Annotated in this window: 13 protein-coding genes; 9 read left to right on the top strand and 4 right to left on the bottom strand. The window is 55.1% G+C overall.

The features are described 5' to 3' along the window. Window positions 1–75 precede the first annotated feature (75 nt). The 3 genes from NHH73_22470 to NHH73_22480 all read left to right on the top strand — a co-directional run bounded on the left by NHH73_22470 (window position 76) and on the right by NHH73_22480 (window position 4,337). The gene (locus NHH73_22470; GenBank protein ID USX25342.1) at window positions 76–1,956 is read left to right on the top strand and encodes a DUF4832 domain-containing protein; all 1,881 of its coding nucleotides are present in this window, start codon (window positions 76–78) and stop codon (window positions 1,954–1,956) included. Window positions 1,957–2,269: 313 nt separating this feature from the next. Further along, the gene (locus NHH73_22475; GenBank protein ID USX25343.1) at window positions 2,270–3,025 is read left to right on the top strand and encodes a methyltransferase domain-containing protein; all 756 of its coding nucleotides are present in this window, start codon (window positions 2,270–2,272) and stop codon (window positions 3,023–3,025) included. Between the two features lie 334 nt (window positions 3,026–3,359). Next, the gene (locus NHH73_22480) at window positions 3,360–4,337 is read left to right on the top strand and encodes an alpha/beta hydrolase (protein ID USX25344.1); all 978 of its coding nucleotides are present in this window, start codon (window positions 3,360–3,362) and stop codon (window positions 4,335–4,337) included. Here the strand turns inward: NHH73_22480 and NHH73_22485 are convergent. Next, window positions 4,334–4,798 (bottom strand): Rrf2 family transcriptional regulator, encoded by a 465-nt coding sequence (locus NHH73_22485; GenBank protein ID USX25345.1) that lies wholly within the window; start codon window positions 4,796–4,798, stop codon window positions 4,334–4,336. The genes NHH73_22480 and NHH73_22485 overlap by 4 nt on opposite strands. Before the next feature lie 853 nt (window positions 4,799–5,651). Here NHH73_22485 and NHH73_22490 point away from each other — a divergent pair. Further along, window positions 5,652–6,668, top strand: coding sequence for an AraC family transcriptional regulator (locus tag NHH73_22490; GenBank protein ID USX25346.1), 1,017 nt, complete (start codon window positions 5,652–5,654; stop codon window positions 6,666–6,668). 110 nt (window positions 6,669–6,778) lie between these two features. Here NHH73_22490 and NHH73_22495 read toward each other — a convergent pair whose 3' ends face one another. After that, window positions 6,779–7,660 (bottom strand): LysR family transcriptional regulator, encoded by an 882-nt coding sequence (locus NHH73_22495; protein USX25347.1) that lies wholly within the window; start codon window positions 7,658–7,660, stop codon window positions 6,779–6,781. Window positions 7,661–7,763: 103 nt separating this feature from the next. Between NHH73_22495 and NHH73_22500 the strand changes: the two genes are divergently transcribed. The 5 genes from NHH73_22500 to NHH73_22520 all read left to right on the top strand — a co-directional run bounded on the left by NHH73_22500 (window position 7,764) and on the right by NHH73_22520 (window position 13,534). Further along, entirely contained in the window at window positions 7,764–8,546 is a 783-nt protein-coding gene (locus NHH73_22500; protein ID USX25348.1) for a class II aldolase/adducin family protein, read from the top strand. A gap of 117 nt (window positions 8,547–8,663) precedes the next feature. Continuing rightward, complete coding sequence (locus NHH73_22505; GenBank protein USX29680.1) at window positions 8,664–9,224, top strand: HD domain-containing protein; 561 nt, start codon at window positions 8,664–8,666, stop codon at window positions 9,222–9,224. A 192-nt stretch (window positions 9,225–9,416) separates the two neighbouring features. Next, a complete protein-coding gene (locus NHH73_22510; protein ID USX25349.1) occupies window positions 9,417–10,307 on the top strand; it encodes a bile acid:sodium symporter family protein in 891 nt (296 codons plus the stop codon). Next, window positions 10,304–12,175, top strand: a complete 1,872-nt coding sequence (locus NHH73_22515) for an acyl-CoA synthetase (protein ID USX25350.1) — start codon at window positions 10,304–10,306, stop codon at window positions 12,173–12,175. The genes NHH73_22510 and NHH73_22515 overlap by 4 nt, the downstream gene beginning before the upstream one ends. Window positions 12,176–12,217: 42 nt before the next feature. Continuing rightward, entirely contained in the window at window positions 12,218–13,534 is a 1,317-nt protein-coding gene (locus tag NHH73_22520) for a porin (protein ID USX25351.1), read from the top strand. Between the two features lie 106 nt (window positions 13,535–13,640). Here NHH73_22520 and NHH73_22525 read toward each other — a convergent pair whose 3' ends face one another. After that, window positions 13,641–15,077 carry a PQQ-dependent sugar dehydrogenase gene (locus tag NHH73_22525; protein ID USX25352.1) on the bottom strand — a complete coding sequence of 479 codons (1,437 nt, stop codon included), beginning with the start codon at window positions 15,075–15,077 and terminating at the stop codon, window positions 13,641–13,643. Window positions 15,078–15,184: 107 nt separating this feature from the next. Continuing rightward, a complete protein-coding gene (locus tag NHH73_22530; protein USX25353.1) occupies window positions 15,185–17,980 on the bottom strand; it encodes a glycoside hydrolase family 2 in 2,796 nt (931 codons plus the stop codon). Between the last annotated feature and the right edge of the window lie 325 nt (window positions 17,981–18,305).

Genomic DNA, 18,305 nt, shown 5'->3' on the forward strand with positions numbered 1-18,305 from the left:
TAGAATTCCGGATTGCATGGCGCTGCGCGCGCCTGCAAACTTCTCAATATTACCCATCGATATGCTCAAGACAAAATGACTCCTGCACACAACTTTTTCAGCAAAAAATTGTCGTCAGCAACGACGCTCCTGCCCACCGACACTAGCCGCCTCATGCCGCTGGCATCCTTGGCGCTGGTTTTTTTCTTCCAGTCTCCTCAGGCGCTAGCGCAGCAAACCACAATTAATTTGGCGGAATCGTCTGAAGCCTTTAAAAATCCGATGAAGGGATTTCGGCCCACGCGCTACATCCAGGACAGCACCTTCCCTAGTCACGAGTATGCGACAGTGTACAAGCAGTACATTAAGTACACCGATCTGGAAAACAACGCGACTGATTCAGTTCAAAAAATCAAGGACTGGAGCAACGTCGCGTGGGCAGGGATTGAAAATAAAAATATCAAGGTAATTCCCCGCGTCATCATCGTCTATCCGAACGGCCCCGGGGGTGGACAGTACTGGCCCGCCGGGATTGCACACGACGGAACGCCGAGTCAGTGGACTACTGTACAACTAAGGAACCGTCTGGTGTCATTCGTCAGCAAACTGGGGCAGGCATGGGATGGTGATCCAAGGGTAGCTGCGGTCGAACTGGGATTGTGGGGTAACTGGGGCGAGCATCATATCTATCCGGCCACCTTGCCCAACGGGGAAGACCGTATCCCGGTCGATTTTCAAACCGCGCTTGGAACGGCCTATGCCCAGGCATTCCCCTCCAAAAAAGTGATGGTACGATATCCGGACTCATTCTCCGGCTTCCAGGTCGGATATATCTGGGACTCGTTCGCTTTACCCGACGAGGCCGCTGCAGGCGAGGCGCTGATCGCTCGCAAGACTTGGCCCACGCAAATGAACAGCGGCGAGGTAGCGTACGATTGGGGCGATCAATCGCGACTGGGCGGCAGCCCCGATGGCACGCTCAGCAGCGCCTCCAATACCGATTATGTGATCGACTGGATACGACGCACCAACACGTCCAGTCTGGGATGGATTGCCGAGTACTCGGCAGGGAATACCACCATCGCCGCGAACGCGACAAAAATGCAGAAAGCACTCGGCTATCGCTATGTACTCGGCAGCGCAACCTTCCCGTTGCAGAGCCAGTCGGGCAGCAATTTCCCGGTCTCGTTTACCATCACCAACAAAGGTAATGCACCATTTTATTACCGTTGGCCGGTCAAAGCCTCGCTGCTGAGGGCCGATAAGTCGGTCGCATGGTCGGGTTCTTTCAGCACAGACATCCGGACCTGGATGCCAGGAAAATCTTATACCGTGTCGCAGGCATTCGCGTTACCTTCCTCCCTGGGTAATGGGGTGTACACGTTGGCGCTGTCGATCAATGATCCGGCTGGCGATCTGCCAAGCTTGCGGTTCGCAAACAAGAATTACTACAGCGGAGGCTGGACGGTTGTCGGCAAAGTCGGCGTAGGTCAAACGCCGACCAACCAGAATCTCGGCACTTTCGATGTCCTCAAAACGGACAGCTCACTGAAATACAATTTGGTGAGCGCCCCCACTGCATCGACCGTCTTCGCTCGCAGCGCCAATCAAGCGCTGGTCTCAGGCGGTGCGGCACTTGCCAATTGCGCTGCATGCGTATCGGGACAAAAAGTGGGCTACATCGGCAACAATCGCGGCGAACTTAAATTCACTAATATCCCGGTGAAAGTCGGCGGTGTCTATGCGCTGACTGTCTCCTATCTTTCCGACACAGCGCGCAGCGTATCTGTCAGTATTAACGACCAAAAAGTTGTCAACGTGCCCGTCGAGGCAAGTGGCGGCTGGGAAAAACGAGGGACTAAGACGATCGATATACCGCTGGCTGCGGGGAACAATACGCTGAGATTGTTTAACTCCACCGGTTGGGCGCCCGATATCGACAAGGTCGAAATTGCCGGACCATTCTCTGTCCAATAGTCGCTGATCAAGCTGACCGGCCCGGCTGCAATTAGTTAAGCTCTTCGCGCGGCCTGGGCCACCGAAGTCTGGCGCTGTCAAGTGCCGGTCGTGCGAAGAGACAATACTCGGCCAGTGGCGGAAGATTCATGTGCGTTTGCAAAGAATCTGGATGCGCTCGCAGCCACAACGGCACATGAACCCTGACAAGGCATTATAGAGACGGGCCTGGTATCGAATTGCCGCGCCTGCGAGCGTACTTCATCACTACATATTCGTTCAGACGATGAAATCCAGTCTTCCTTATCCTACTTAAATGTCCTGCGGAACGTCTATGCCGATTGCGAAAACTGAATTTACGACGCGATTTTTCACCGAGGCGGGCATCTCTCCTGGAATGCGGGTTCTCGATGTAGGTTGCGGCTCGGGTGATCTGAGCTTTTTCATCGCGAGCCTGGTTGGGCAGGAAGGAGCGGTAGTCGGAGTTGATCGCGACCTGAGTGCCTTATCGATGCCTCGGCAAAGCGCGCCAGCCGAGCACGTGCAGCCCCCCTCCTTCATACAAAGCGATTTGATGTCGTTGTCCCCAGATCTGGGTCAATTTGACGCAATTGTTGGCCGACGCGTACTCATGTATCAGCCTGACACAGTCGCTGCGGTGCGCGCCTTGTCCAACTTTTTGAAACCGGGGGGACTTGCGGTGTTTCAGGAACACGACTCCACGCTGGTGCCCGTTTCCCTCGGGGCATTTCCTCTGCATCGACAGGCACAGGCATGGATCAAAGAAATGCTAGTACTCGAGAGAGCGGACTTGCATATTGGCCTTCATCTCCAAAAGATACTTAGCGCGGCTGGCTTGTATGTAGACGTTGTGAAGGCAGAGTGCCTGTTGCAGCTGCCTGACCAACCGAACAGCCTTGGGGATATCATAAAAGCCTGTTTGCCACGAATCATCAACTTGGGAATTGCGAGTGCGGAGGCAGTGGACATGCCTACCCTGCAGGACAGATTGAACTCGGAACGCGCGCAATCCGATGATATCTATATAAGCGATATCATCTTCGGTGCCCGTGCCCGGAAACCATTCTAGCCCACCGATGCGTTGTCAGCAGCGTTAAACGATACCGAGAAGACGCTGGCCGGAGGTCGATCCTAGGTAAATATGGGAAATCACGCACAGTAGCCTCCACTCCCCTAACCCGGACCTTGACCCTTTTCTACTCATGTAACATAATAAGATACTTGATTACCCGCTGCGCATGTCAGTCGAAAAAAGCGCTCTTCGTGCAACCCCTGCCGGTAGCGTCGTCGCTACAAAATTACAATTGGGTAACTGCGGTGGTCACCGCGCCTTGGTTAAGTGATTGGCAAGGCTAGGGACCGGACGCAGCGGGGATCCAACGTCGACTCTTAGTGAAAGAAATATGAGAACCACCATTAAATCAACAGTATTGGCTGCCATAACCGTTTGCGCCCTGCTCTCTGGCACCGCGTCGGTCGGAGCTGAGAACCTTGCGCCATCGGCGCGCGCCACGATCACTCAGAATACAGCCCAAGTAGGCGAGCAAAAGTTTCATTATTTGCGCACGGGCTCAGGCGATACTACGATCATTCTCCTCCATGGCTGGCCACAAAGTTCGCATGAATGGCGGCATGTGATGCCATTGCTTGCAGATCATTTCACTGTAATTGCACCAGATTTGCCAGGCATTGGCGGCTCGTCCCAACCGCCCTCTGATGCGGGCGCAGGGCAATCCTTCGAGAAGGCTGCTTTGGCGCGAAATCTCCATGGGTTCATCAAGACATTGTCCGCGCGCCGTGTGGTTTTAATCGGTCATGATGTCGGCGGGATGGTGGCTTACGCGTACGCCAGGCTCTATTCGAAAGATTTAGCAGGAGTAGGCATCCTGGACGTCCCGCTACCAGGCATTGCACCTTGGAATGCAGTAAAGTCTATTCCCCAAGCGTGGCATTTCAATTTTAATGCACAAAAGCCTTTGGCGGAGCGCCTCGTCGCCGGCAGACAAACGCTTTATTTTCGGCAGTTCATCGACAACAACGCGTTAAACGCGTCGGCCATCTCGGATAGAGATGTCGCCGTCTATGCCGCAGCATACGATGCACCTGAAAGCCTCAGTGCGGGCTTTGGCTTCTATCGGTCATTCGTGGAGGATGAAAAATTTAATGCCGCCCAAAGTGAGCGGCTGGATTTGCCTTTTCTTCTGGCAGCGGCCGATGGCAGCCTGGGTGGCGGCATCGTACCGATGGAGGCAGGTTTGAGGGCACTCGGCGTTCGCAATATCAGCGTCACGCTCATCCCGAACTCAGGGCACTGGATTGCGGAAGAGAATCCCGTTGCGACAGCTGAAGCGATTGCGAAATTTGCTGCCGCTGTCCACTAAACGCTTTTAATCCCCACACCGTCGGGGCGCCACCCAGTGTCCACGCAGACCGTATCGAAGCGCTCGGATAATTGCGCGAGTGTGACAGATCGCAATTCGGTGCGGAGCAGTTCTTCGGCATCTTTCAGTGCCGCACCGATGGCCTCATTGACTACGCGCTCGACACCACAATGCGGACTCAAATTGTCTACGCCTACGGAAAACAGGCCAGTGCCGCCGATGGCATCATAGATATCGAGTAAGGTGGTTTTTGTCAGATCGCAAGCGATCGTCCACCCCCCGCCATGCCCTTTCAGGGATGTGACATAACCAGCCTTGCGCAGCCCGGCCATAGTACGCCGAACCACAACCGCATTAGTACCCAACATTTGTCCGATCTGATCGGACGTGAACTGCTGCTCGGCCCGCGCCATATGCAATAGGACATGCAGCATGCGTGAAAGTCGACTATCGGTTCTCATGGGATAACATCTTCCGGCTCAATTATTTGGTTAGTGTTACCGAGCATTATCCCACACGCGTGCGCCAGCGTGACTTGCGTCCATGTGGGATCGGGAATCGGCCAATAATCGGCGCTAATGGCAAGTTTGCGTTAATCAATCGTTCGTTTATAGTTGCCCCCAAAAAAAGAACTCTTCTCTGGTAAGGGTGTGAACGCGGAAGGACTTATGGCCGCAGACGACTCAATACAGCAGCGAAGACATCAACCTGTATTAGGCCACAGGCTCCTTAGCCGACGGACAAGGATGGCTTCCGGGCATATTTCAGCAAGGTAGGCGCAGATCGCCGCGCTCTCGGTTATTATCTCGGCATCGTGCAAAAAATGCGGGAATGTTTCCAATCGGATTTATGTTGTCGAAGACTTGCATTGCGGATCACTTCGGTTGGATGCATCATGTGTGGCAAAGGCTGCGCCACCCCAGCGGTCGGACTCGCTCGACTCTTGGTAGTCCTTTACTGCTGCTACACACTTGGCATCAACTTCTGCGAGCATCTAAGGCACAATGCGTCCACGCGAACTCGGATTTGTATAAAACGTTATCAGCAGCTCAGTCTTTCAATAGATGGTGGGCCACGCATGATAGGCAAGAAGATGGCCCAAACATACCCAAACAACGTCAAAAACCTTGCGCGACATGTAAATGTTATTGCTATTTCCACGCCTTGTTCGGAATTACCAGGAACAATATATTTTAATTTTTAATTTTATATCTTATTTTTTAAAAACCCCCACGGATTTGTTACTATATTTCGCAAGATTATAATTAACGATTTTATTCAATTTTATAGCCCCCATTGTAAAAAATAATTTCTATGAAATCCTATAGTGGCATGAGCAACCGCTGCAAAATCCCTGGCGCATTTTGGCAAGCAGTTAACGATCTTGGGATTTCTACGGGAGACGTGTTGAGGGTTGCAAATCTTCCGCTCAGTGTGTATTCCGACGATTCCGTCACGATCTCCACCGCGCAACTTTTTTCGATATGGAACGCTATTGAAGTATTGTCTGGAGACTCGACATTCAGTATTAGGATGGTCAGTGAAACCAGCACTCCGAAACATAAGATTGCTTTTTTGGCGGCGTCATACGCTAGCAACTTTTCTGAAGGCATTGCCAGAATTTCTCGTTTCAAGCGTTTATGCAGTCCAGACAAAAATTGTTTAACTGAGCTTGATGGGGCAGTGGCTATCACCATTGACTGGCCGCCAGGCTCGCCACCTGAACCACCATTGTCTGTTGACGCCAATTTTGCACTTTTACTGGAACTTGGTCGTCGCGGCACTGGGCAGCACCTTGCACCGCTGGCACTTGAACTACGCCGGCCTTTGCCAAAAACAGATAAACATCAAGCCTATTTTTGTTGCCCGATCCGTTACGGCGCGGAACGGGACAAAATGATTTTGAATTCCGAACATTTGGAACTACCTTTTACTGGCCATAATGAAGAATTTCTTGATTTGTTATCTCCCGCGCTTGCATCGGCAGTGAGCCAAATTGAAGGAGAAGCGAGCCTTGTCGAACGGGTCAAGTCGCAATTGAAAATCACGCTGAGCCATGGCACACCTGATCTTTCAGGCATAGCACGAACTTTGGGGATGAGCGAAAGGACATTGCAACGCAGAATTACAACAGAAGGAAAAACCTTCCGCGCCTTGCTCACCGAAGTGCGACACGAAATGAGCCGCCTGTTTTTGGCTGATCGAGCAATTGAGTTAAATGAGGTAGCGTACCTTCTTGGATATGACGATACGAACTCATTTAGTAGAGCATTTCGCGATTGGGAAGGTATGACGCCGACGGATTGGAGAAGGAATAACAGAAAGGCTTGAGCGTTAATCACACATATTTCCGGGAACAGTGTTACGAACCTAAAGGCGCTCTAGGGAGTATGTTCCCCCCCCCCCCAAAGACCCCGTCGCTCGTAAATCACCTGATTTTCTCAGGCCATCCGACGCAAAAGTTGTTGTGCGCGTTGAGCGATAGATGAGACATAGCCACGTCTCCACACCATGCCGACGGGACACCGAAGAGCCGATGGAAGTACTTGTTGTACTACTACATTGGGCGGCAACTGCCCTTCCATGAGGGCACGTGAATTGATCAGGCTAACGAATGTCGTGCGAGATACAGCCAGCAGAAGCGCTGGCATGCTGTTAACTTCAATCGCAATTTTGGGTCGAGGCAGCCCTTGCTGCTGAAGTCTCATTTCCATGAACTGGCGGGCATATTCTCGCTTGGGCGAGGCAACCCAAGCGCATGCGACCAAGTCCTCTAATGTCAAGTCATCGCGTCCTGCCAGCGGATGGTTGCGGTTAAGCACAAGGCTATATGGATCATCAAACAGGATTTCAGAATCCATGCTTGTGTCTGTCTCAACAAGGAGTGGACCGACCGCAAGGTCCAGTTCCCTTTTTGCCAGCGCTTCGAGCAAGGTATCGCTAAATCCATCCCAAAAGCTGATGGTCGCGGCTGGCCGCTCCTGCTGCAGCGATGGCAGTAGTGCAGACAGCGTGAAGTTTGCTGCCGCAGGCGTCGCGCCTATCCTCAACCATCCCGCATGCCCTCCTCCCAAGTCACGAGCCTCCTGCATTGCATCTTCTGCGTCTCGTGTTACGGCGCGCATGCGCGTGTAAAACGCACGTCCCGCTTCCGTGAGCGTAGAGCCTTGAGCACTGCGAGACAGCAATTTCACGCCAACCTGTTGCTCGATTCGCTGTAGCGCTTTGCTTAGCGCAGGCTGCGTCATGCTGAGCCGCTCCGCTGCGCGTGCCAAACTGCCCGCATCGGCCACCGCCAAAAAATATGCAACGTCGTGATTCATCGTAGGTAGTCCTAATAGTTATATCAAAGTTCTTAGTAATTTACTTTAAATTATATCGGTTCTGATCCAGAATAAGTACACAACGCCGTTATAGGAGACAAGAATGCTTCAAAGTAACAATGCCCCGGACAATGCAATCTACGTTCCGACGAACCAAGTCAGCGCCGCTGAGTGGGCGGCACGCGTCGATTTAGCGGCGGCCTACCGGCTGTTTGCCTACTACGGGTGGGACGACCTAGTTTTCACCCATATATCCTGTCGCGTGCCAGGCGAAGAGGGACATTTTTTAATCAATCCTTACGGCTGGCTGTTTGAAGAAATCACCGCCAGCAGTCTGATCAAGGTGGACTACTACGGCAAGCAGGTGCAAGACTCGCCTCACAACGTCAATCCGGCCGGATTTACCATCCACAGCGCGATCCACAGCGCAAGGCCTGATGTGTTTTGTGTGATGCACACCCATTCGCTGAACGGCTGCGCGGTGGCGGCGCAACGGGACGGTGTCCGCGCGCTATCGCAACAATCACTTTTCGTGCTGTCTTCGCTGGCGACGCATGACTACGAGGGCGTGGCGCTGAATGACGAGGAAAAACCACGATTGCAGCAAGATCTGGGCGACAACACTTTCATGTTGCTGCGCAATCACGGGCTGCTCACTGTTGGTCAGTCAGTTGCGGATGCATTCCTGGCAATGTACATCTTCGAAGCCGCATGTGCGATCCAGGTTCGAGCACTCGCAGGCGGCGCATTGAATCCCATCCCGAATACGGTGGTTGATGCTATCGCGGCCCAAGCTGCGCAGGTGACGCAGGGCTTGGGCGGACAACTGGCCTGGCCCGCGCTGTTACGCAGACTGAACCGCCTTGATCCGAGCTTTAAGGAATAAAAACAGCTACTAAAAAGGAGCATCAATATGCACGACGACGACAAGCACGCCGACGCTGGAGGTGACTTGAACTCAGGCACCGAGCTGGCTCAGCCGGGAAGAGCCAGCTTTCATCATATGCGCGACGGCAGCGCTTACGACTGGTCCATGATTGCTGCCGAGTTCAAGAAATACGTTCAGCGCTTACCTGATCGGGTGCTTGACCACTTGCATTTACTCGACGGTGACCATGGCGGCTTTGCGGTCGATCGACTCACGCACAGCCTGCAAACGGCCACCCTCGCGCATCGCGACGGACAGGACGAGCAATACGTCGTTTGCGCGTTGCTGCACGATATTGGCGACAGCCTCGGCAGCTTTAATCACGCCGATATTGCAGCGGCTATCGTGCAGCCCTTCGTGAGTAAGGAAAACCACTGGATGGTCGCTCACCACGCGACGTTCCAGGGTTACTACTTTTTCCATCACTTAGGACTGGACCGAACGCTTCGGGATAATTTCCGGGAATGGCCAGAACTGTATAAGCGTACCGCGCATTTTTGTGAGAAATACGACGCGGCGGCCTTTGACCCGAACGCCGAGACGCTGCCATTGGAGTTTTTTGAGCCGATGCTGCGGCGAGTTTTTGCCCGCCCCATCAACAGTATCTATTTACCACAGACAGAGATAGCTCTCTAGCAGGCAGGCGGAATTAGGGGGCGTCAGTGCAAAAAAATAGCCGGTCTAGAACAAAGTTTGTCGAAAGCGACGAAATATAGACCGATCTAGGTATTTTTGCGGCTGACGATCCTAAGTCCGACAGGCTGCTGGCGTTATCCCATTTGCCTTCACTACAACGACGGCCGCTGAAGCGGCTGCAAGGAGACTTACATGAACGGAGACTGGCTGTCGGCACTAATGCTGCCGCTAATGCTTGCCTTTATTATGTTTTCATTGGGACTCGGCTTACTTCCGACCGATTTCCGACGTATCGCCGCCCATCCACGGGCATTTTTCCTAGGGGTGCTTTGCCATTTCATCTTATTGCCTCTAACTTGCTTGGTATTGCTTCATCTGTTCCCGCTTCCCGGCGCGTTAGCAGTAGGCTTCATGCTGATAGCCGCCTGCCCCACAGGAACGACCTCCAATTTGCTCACTTATATTGCCCGTGGTGACGTCGCACTGGCATTGACCTTTACCGCTGCGGCGAGCTTGCTGACGGTTGTGAGCTTGCCGTTGATCATGAGCTTCTCAATGCAATACTTTCTGGGAGCCGATAGCGGTGTGGTTATGCCCACTGCCATGCTAATCAAGCAAGTGGTACTCATGCTTGCACTGCCTGTCGGACTAGGTATGTTAGCCCGCCATTGGTTGCCTGAACTAGCGTTGCGAATTGAGAAAGGCGCGACCCGCCTGTCGAGCGTCTGTTTTCTGGTAATCGTCGTGGCGTCCGTCGTTCGCAATTGGACACTTTTCGAATTACATTTCACCAGCGTCGCACCGCTCGCTATCGGACTCAATGTGCTCATGCTGGGCACCGGTTTCGTGGTGGCGCGTATTGGCCGGCTAGATCGGCGCCAAGCGGTCACGCTGGCTATCGAAACAGCGATGCAAAACGCTACCTTGGCGATCGTTATCGGTGGAAGTGTATTGAACCAGCCAGAAATGGTGATTCCGGGCGCAATTTATGGAGTGCTGATGTACACCGGCGGTCTGGCGTTTGCCTTTGCCGTCAGGGGCTCATTGGCGCCATTGGTAACGCAGAAACGGAGCGCCCCATGATTGCGCAACGTCAAGGAGTGGCTTCGATGGCCGATATCCGTGCGATCGAGCAAATACCTTACCACCGTCGTGGCTTCCCGACGACGACTTATGATATTTTGCGCCGCACCGCCATGCTGTATCCGCAACGCCTTGCTCTGCGTTTTCTGGCGACTGCCGAACTCGAAGAGGTGGCGGCCTGCTGGACGTACGCCGAGCTCTTTGAAGACATACACCGTACTGCCAATCTATTTACATCGTTAGGCGTGAAACGAGACGGAGTGATCTCATGCGTGTTGCCTAACTTGCCGCAGATGACGATGACGCTCTTCGGCGGTAGCGCTGCCGGCATTGTCAACCCCATCAACCCTCTGCTGGAAGGGGCCGTTATTGCGGCCATTGTGCGCGAGGCAGGTGCCAGCGTGTTGGTACTTTCGGGACCTAGCATGGGCGACGGTATCTGGCAAAAGCTGCTACCACACTTCGCCCTTCTGCCAAAGCTGAAGGCGATATTACAGGTTAATCCTGCCTCGGATGGCCTGATCGACAAGGAAAATTCACCTCTGTACTACGAGGGCGATCTGCCGGTCTACGATTTCGACATGGCGATCGCGACGCAGTTGCCCGACGTGCTGCTGGCCACCCCGCCACTGCAGCACCATATTGCTGCGTATTTTCATACTGGCGGCACCACCGGGATTCCAAAGCTCGCCATGCATACCCATGCAAACCAGGCATTTCTCACAGCGAGCGCGAGTCTGGTTTTGGAAAACGGCATGGAGGACGTTGCCTTGGGTGGCTTGCCGCTATTCCATGTGAATGCCCTATTTTCTGCCGGGCTATTGGTCTTTGCCGGTGGCGGTTCGGTATTGATAGCGACGCCGTCAGGATTCCGCAACCCGCGCGTGATCCAGAATTTTTGGCAATTGGTTGAGCGTTACCGCGTCACCTGGTTTTCTGCTGTGCCCACCGTGTTTGCTGCCTTGCTCTCGGTCCCACGGGAAAACACGACGCATGCAACGTTACGGTACGCGATTTGCGGCGCAGCACCCATGCCTCATGGCACATTTGCTGCCTTTGAAAAGCACAGCGGCTTGCGACTGATTGAAGGCTATGGCTTAACCGAAGGCACATGTATGAGCGCGCTCAATCCGCTTCACGGCGAGCGTCGTATCGGGTCAATCGGATTGCGTATTCCCTATCAAGAAATGAAAGTGGTGCGCCTCGACGCACAAGGTGACTATGCCGGTGATTGTGCAGTCGACGAAGCCGGCGCCGTCGTGATACGGGGACCAAATCTGTTTGCGGGTTACTGTCATGCCAATGACGAAGCGAACCTGATGCACGATGGCTGGTTCAATACCGGCGACCTCGGTCGTTGCGATGCCGAGGGCTATTTCTGGCTGGTCGGACGGGCCAAAGACCTGATTATTCGTGGCGGCCACAATATTGACCCGCATCCGATCGAGCAGGCATTTGAACGCCATCATGCCGTCCTCCTGGCCGCTGCCGTAGGTCAGCCCGATGCCTACGCTGGTGAACTGCCGTGCGTGTATGTGACCGTTAAGCCTGGCCAGGAGGTCACTGCGGAAGCGTTGCACGCTTTTGGTCTTGCGCACTGTGGCGAGCGGGCCGCAGCGCCGGTGCATGTAGAAATACTGCCGCAGATGCCGCTCACGGCGGTGGGCAAGATATTCAAGCCGGCATTGCGCTGCATGGCCGCCGAGCGGGTGCTGATGCAAGCGCTCGCGGCTGCCAATCTGGCTGCGCAAGTGTCTGCGAGTGTTTCGCCACAGCATGGCATGACGTTGATGGTACGCAGCAGCGCAGCCATCAGTGCGCTACAAACGGTGACCGAAAAGTTTGCGTTCAAAACCGAATTTTCGTAGCCGCTGAATTCGCCAGTCAAATAAAAAATCAGGAGACAAACAATGAAAAGATTTTTTCTCGCGGCCACGGTGGTCGCGTGGACCAGCACGTCCATCGCCGCCTTCGCACAGTCATCACTCACAATATATGGCAACTTCGACGTCGCGCTTGACCGCATCGAGAAGAGCGAAGGCAATGTTCAGGGCACGGTTTTTGGCTCCAGCGGAGGAAAGCAGGTGCCCAATGCAGTCGCCGCCCCCAGATCTGTCACCCAGAGGATCAGCCCGTCGCTGAGTCGTCAGAGCAACTTAGGATTCAAGGGTACTGAGTCGCTGGGCCAGGGCTATAGTGCTTTTTTTAACCTCGAAGCGAGCCTCTCGCTTGATACCGGCATGACCGCCAATGATGGACGTCTGTTCGGCCGACAATCTTATGTTGGCTTGGGTTCGCCTTTTGGCGAGGTAAAAATTGGGCGCCAAGCTAGCCCGATGCTGGCGGCCTATTTCAGGGTAACCACTGAAGCGCTGGGCAGCACTGATTTGCTAGCTGCGGGACTGGTGATCAACACCCTGCAGCAATTCCAGGACAACGCGCTTAGTTATAGCGTGCGCCATGGATCATGGAGCGCGATGTTATCGTATTCGACCAACGCTGGCGTGGGTTCGGGCATCAGTGCCGCGCGGTCATTTGCGACTGGTTCGACCCCGGCCGCCAACGCCGCCACCGGACAAATCGTTGGTGGCGCGACAGCTGGTGCTGAAACTGCCGCTCGTCGCGGGCGTGCTCAAGGCGCAATGCTGGCCTACGCGAATGACACGCTGACTGTACTGGGCGCACTGCACCGCAACGATTTCGGCGACGTTCCGGTCGGGATCGTCTCGGGCGGTCTGCTGGTGCCGCTTTTTGAGGCAAACAGTTTTCACTCCGCACTACTCGGCGCCAAATACAAGTTACCCAATACAGGCACCAGCTTTGCCGCCACCGTCCACCTCGGCCGCTTCGATTTCGCTGGCACCGCCGATCCGCTGGTGCGCACCTATGGACTTGGTGCAAAACAGGCTTGGGGGGCGCTAGCCTTGGGTATCGAACTGGTCGATACGCGGTTTGTGAATTTCACAAAAGGCGTAGATCGGGGCTACATGATGGGAGTAGACTATCAGTTATCCATGCGTTCGGCGCTGTATATGCGCGCCGGCGTGCTCAGCGATAAACGGGGACGCATCGTCAAAGGCGACAGGACACCCCTCGCGATTGCCGGTGGCCCGGCGACGATGTTGATTCCCTTGGGAGCTCAGGAGGTGCCGCTATTTTCCGGCGCCGGACAGAATATTGACGCCCGCACCAAGATCATCAGCATCGGCATGCGCCATGCCTTTTAGCAACACCGACAGCGCATCCCACAGGCAGGAAAGCTCATCCCTTTTAAGTTGAGCCTAGCAATTCTTGTCCGCCTAGGGCGCCGCATGGCCACAGCCAGTCGTCGCCTTATTTTCCGTCGTAGCTTACCCGATAGACCCGGCCGCCATAATCATCGGAGATCAGCACTGAGCCATCGGCAATCACGGCAATGTCCACCGGCCGCCCTACCACTTGCTCCCCTCGTATGAAGCCATCAAGAAATGGGGTGTCTGATACCATCTTATTGTCATACAAGGTTATCAACTCAACTCTATATCCAATTTTTTTCGAACGATTCCAAGAGCCGTGTTCCGCTACAAATAGATTGCCCTGATAGGCTTCGGGGAACTGGGTGGCATTGTAGAAACTCAGGCCCAGGGGCGCAACATGCGGTCCTAGCTTAGCAACTGGAGCCTCGAATTCGTCACAACTACGGCCGCCCGACAACTCGGGATCTGGCACTACTCCACCATGGCAGTAAGGGAAACCAAAGTGTAGCCCAGGCTTTGGCGCCACGTTCAACTCGCATGATGGGCTATTGTCGCCGAGATTGTCGCGGCCGTTATCAGTGAACCATAGCGCGTTGGTTTTTGGATGAAAAGCGAATCCCACAGTATTGCGTATGCCACGCGCATATTCTTCAAACTGGCTTCCATCCGGATTCATGCGCCAGATTTTTGCATGCGGTTTATCCTCTGTCTCGCAGACATTGCATGGCGCACCGACCGGCATGTATAACTTGCCGTCCGGGCCAGCCTTGATGACTTTCTCCCCGTGCCATTTGTCGTTAGGGATGTCTGCCTTGACCACAGCGAAAGAAGGCTTGGTCATGTAGCGCTTGTCGATGTCGTCAAAACGTATGATGCGGCCTATCTCTGCCACATACAGCGCACCGTTCAGGAGGGTGAGCCCGATCGGTGCATCTAACCCTTCGGCGATGACCACGACTTTGGCCGTGATTTTATCGGCATTGGGTACCATTGCGTACACCTTGCCAGCAGCGCGGGAACCGACGTAGACGATGCCGCTGCTGGAAACTGCCATTGCGCGCGCAGCCGGCAAGCCATTCGCATAAACATTGATATGGAAACCAGCGGGCAGCTTGAACCCAGCCAGGTCAGGTATCGGCGTGACTTGTGCTACCGGCTGGCCGGTGGCAGGTGCCACTTTGGCCCACGAGGTGAGCACTGGCGCCGCAGCCGTGGTCTTGGCATGGCCGGCGATATAGTCCGCCAACAGTCCAATTTGCTGCGTGCTCAATATTGCGGACCAGGACGGCATGCCTTTTTCCGGAACCCCCTGCGCAATCACCTTGCGTAAATTGGCTGCGGTCGGTGCGCCGTGGAGCCAATTGTGTTGACCCAGCGTGGGCGCCGAAGCGCCTTCCATATTGGCGCCATGACACGCCGCGCAGTTGTTTTGATACAGCTGCCGGGCATTGAGCGTGGGCCCGGCATGCACTGCCGGAATCATCAGTGCGAATATCAAGCCTGGTAGGGCGGGAAGAATTTTAAATATATTCATGGTTACTCATCAGCATAGACTCATGTACATGACCGACTCTCGTAGGTCTGTGATCGACAGCGCGGGGCCATGCCGTATACGACCAACCTGGCGCCGCGCTGGGAACATCATTTTTTGCGGTCAGTGACAACCGCGTCGCCAATCACTATATCAATCGTGTTCTCAAGATAAATCCCGAGATTCGGTGTGCGTCCGCGCTGCGCCGATGGCCCCAGTTCATGCGGCAAATTGAACTTTGTACCGATTGGCAGGATCGCGTTCAAGAACGAAATATCGCCCGGCGGGAACTCCATCTTCGTCGACTTGGGCTCGAAACCCTCGCCACTGGCCTCCTTCGGCGTGAAAACCCGCAACGCAATATCGTCGCTATGGTTGATCAACGTGATCGGTAGATTCCTAGTTGCCAGCGTGGCCCAATACACCTTGTCGTGGAATCCCTTGAACTCTGGGTAGTTCCATGACAAGCCGGTGATGGTGTCGTTGTAATCCTTCTGCCACACGTCGAACTCCACACCCTGGGTGCGGTTCTTCCACACGCGATAAGGACCGCGTCCGAGCCAGCGCATCGACTGCACCTGCGATTCGGGATAGTCGAAGGTCACGCCCAACGCATCGGCGGGCTTGCCGCCCTCCATGTTGTAGCCGTAGTTCACACTGAGCGTGCCAGCCGCGTCAAGGCGCCAGTTTACCTTGCGCAGATTGCCCGTATATTCCGCCTGCACGGTCACATCGTTGCCGTCGCGCCGCGCGGCGATGCTCTTCAAGGTCGCGGTGCCTGCCACCAGACGCGGACCATTGGTCAGCGGCACCACGGTATCGCCCTTCTTCAGCGAACGCAGATAGCCGGTGCTCTTGTCGATCACCGCATTCAGCGCCCCGGCCTGCAACCGGAAGCTGTCGTCCGCTTCCGTCAGCGTGGCCGGGGTTAACGCCGCAGCCACCGGTTGCATGCGCTGCGCCACCTGCTGCGCACTGGCGATCATCCACGACCACGTGTAAATCTCGCGGCCGTCCTGGTCGGTCGCCGTGAAGTACAACGCGTCCTGCTGCGCCCAGTCGGCCGGCAAGGCGATGCTGGTGGCGCCGCGCATGCCGGCGGCGACATCCGGCGCCTTGGCGCTGCCCTTGGCGACGACCTTGTGGCCCGCCTCGGTGCCGAACTTCACCAGCTGCCAGCTCAGCTTGACCTGGTTCAAATTGCTGATGTCGTAGCGGTTCTCCAGCGTGATTTTGCCGTCGAAGGTGGGCGGCAGGAAGGCCATTTCGGACAGCGGCAGATACACCGGCGTCCAGATCTTCTTCACGGCGAAGAAGCTGCCCTCCTTCTCGCGATACGGCCCGACGATGCCGTCCGGCGCCAGATTGCCGGCGACGTCGATGGCGCCGTTCTTGTCGTCGCGGACGATGCCCTCGTCGGCGAAGGACCAGATAAAGCCGCCTGCACTCAGCGGATTGGCCAGCATCTGCTTCCACCAGTCGTCCAGGCTGGCGCCAGCGCCGCCATCGTACAGACCGTGCAGGAACTCGGTCGGCATGAAGACATCCCGTCCGTGGAACAGCGAGGTGGCGCAGCAATCGTATGTCGGATAATGCGCAGTATCAATGCCGCCGAAATTTGCCCATGGATGGATGACCGGACGCTTTTGCGTATCCCACTGTGGGAACAGCTGGTCCAGATCGCGGTTGAACCCTCCCTCGTTACCGTTGGCCCAGAAGACGATCGACGGGTGATGCTGATCGCGCGTTACCAGTTCCCTGACCAGCGGCGTGGAGACATCGGTATCGTAGAACTTCTGCCACCCGGTCAACTCGTCGATGACGTATAGCCCCACTTCATCGGCAACATCAAGGAAATGCGGGTCCGGCGGATAGTGGGACATCCGCACCGCGTTCATGTTCATTTCCTTCATCAACTTGGCGTCTTGATAGCTAAGCTCCTTGCTGCTGGCGCGGCCCGATGTCGGCCAGATAGTGTGCCGGTTCGAGCCCTTCAAGCGAACCTTGTAGCCGTTGACATAGAAGCCGTCGCGCGGCCGCAGTTCAACGGTGCGGAAGCCGATCGTCTTGCTCACTTCATGCACCACCTTGTTGCCGCTGACCAGCTGGAAGTTGACCTTGTAGCGCTGGGGATTCTCCGCCGACCAAGGCGTCACCTTGGCGAAATTGCCCTTCAGTTGCGCCTTACCGCTGAGGACTTGCGCTGACATCTGCTTGCCAAGCGCCTTGCCATCGAGGGTGGTCACGCGCGCGACGACTTTGCCGTCCGGCTGGCCGGCGAGGAAAACGTCGGCGCTGAAATCGCCATTGTGGCGCGCATCGAGGCTGATACGGTCGATATTGTCGAGGGGTTTGGCCTCAAGCCACACCGGCCGGTAAATGCCGCTGAAGAGCCAGTAGTCGGAGCTACGCTCAGCGCGGTTGACCGACTTGTTGGCCGAGTAGCGGTTGACCGTCACCTCCAGCTGGTTGCTTTGCCCCGGCTTCAGCAGCTTAGAAATATCGTACCGAAACTCATAGAAACCGCCCTGGTGTACGGCGCCAGCAGGCTGTCCATTCACCTTCACCAGCGTATCGGTCATCGATGCGCCGAACACGATATCAATTTGCTTGCCCTGCCAGTCGGAAGGCACGTCGAACTTGTGGCGGTAGATGCCGGTGGTGTCAGGCGCAGGGTCCTTTTCCCAGTCGTTGTAATAGCGGTAGGTGCCGAAGCCCTCCATCTCCCAATTCGACGGCACCGGTATAGTTTTCCAGGAGCCGCTATTGCGCCCGCCGTTGACCATGAATTCCCAATCGACGCGATGGTCCTTGTCGGTACCGCTCAAATATCGCACTTGCGTGCCTTCTGCAAAAGCGAATCCGCCCAATGCCAGCAGCAGCATTCCAACCACAAGTCTTATCATAGTTTTTCTCAAAATTGTCTCCACGCCACATCACGCGGTCAAAGCTTGTAAAGATTCAAAAGTTGAAGCACTCCGTCGCAATGTGGCATTGGTGGTGCAGGGCTTGCGTCATGCGCCGACGATACGATACGCCAAAGGTGCGGAGTAAATGCCTCCCGGATAGCAGTGCTGTCGCCATGATCAATATGGCTTCATCGTCAAACGCATTAGCTACAGTAGTTTTGCTGCGGCACGCACGCCGAGCACTTTACTTGCATTATGACTGGTTGGCAGTTTGCAATTCTTGCAATGCTGTTGCAATTGCGAAAATCACTAAAGGTCACTA

It is taken from the genome of Oxalobacteraceae bacterium OTU3CINTB1 (genome assembly GCA_024123955.1).
Classification (GTDB): Bacteria; Pseudomonadota; Gammaproteobacteria; order Burkholderiales; family Burkholderiaceae_D; genus Rugamonas.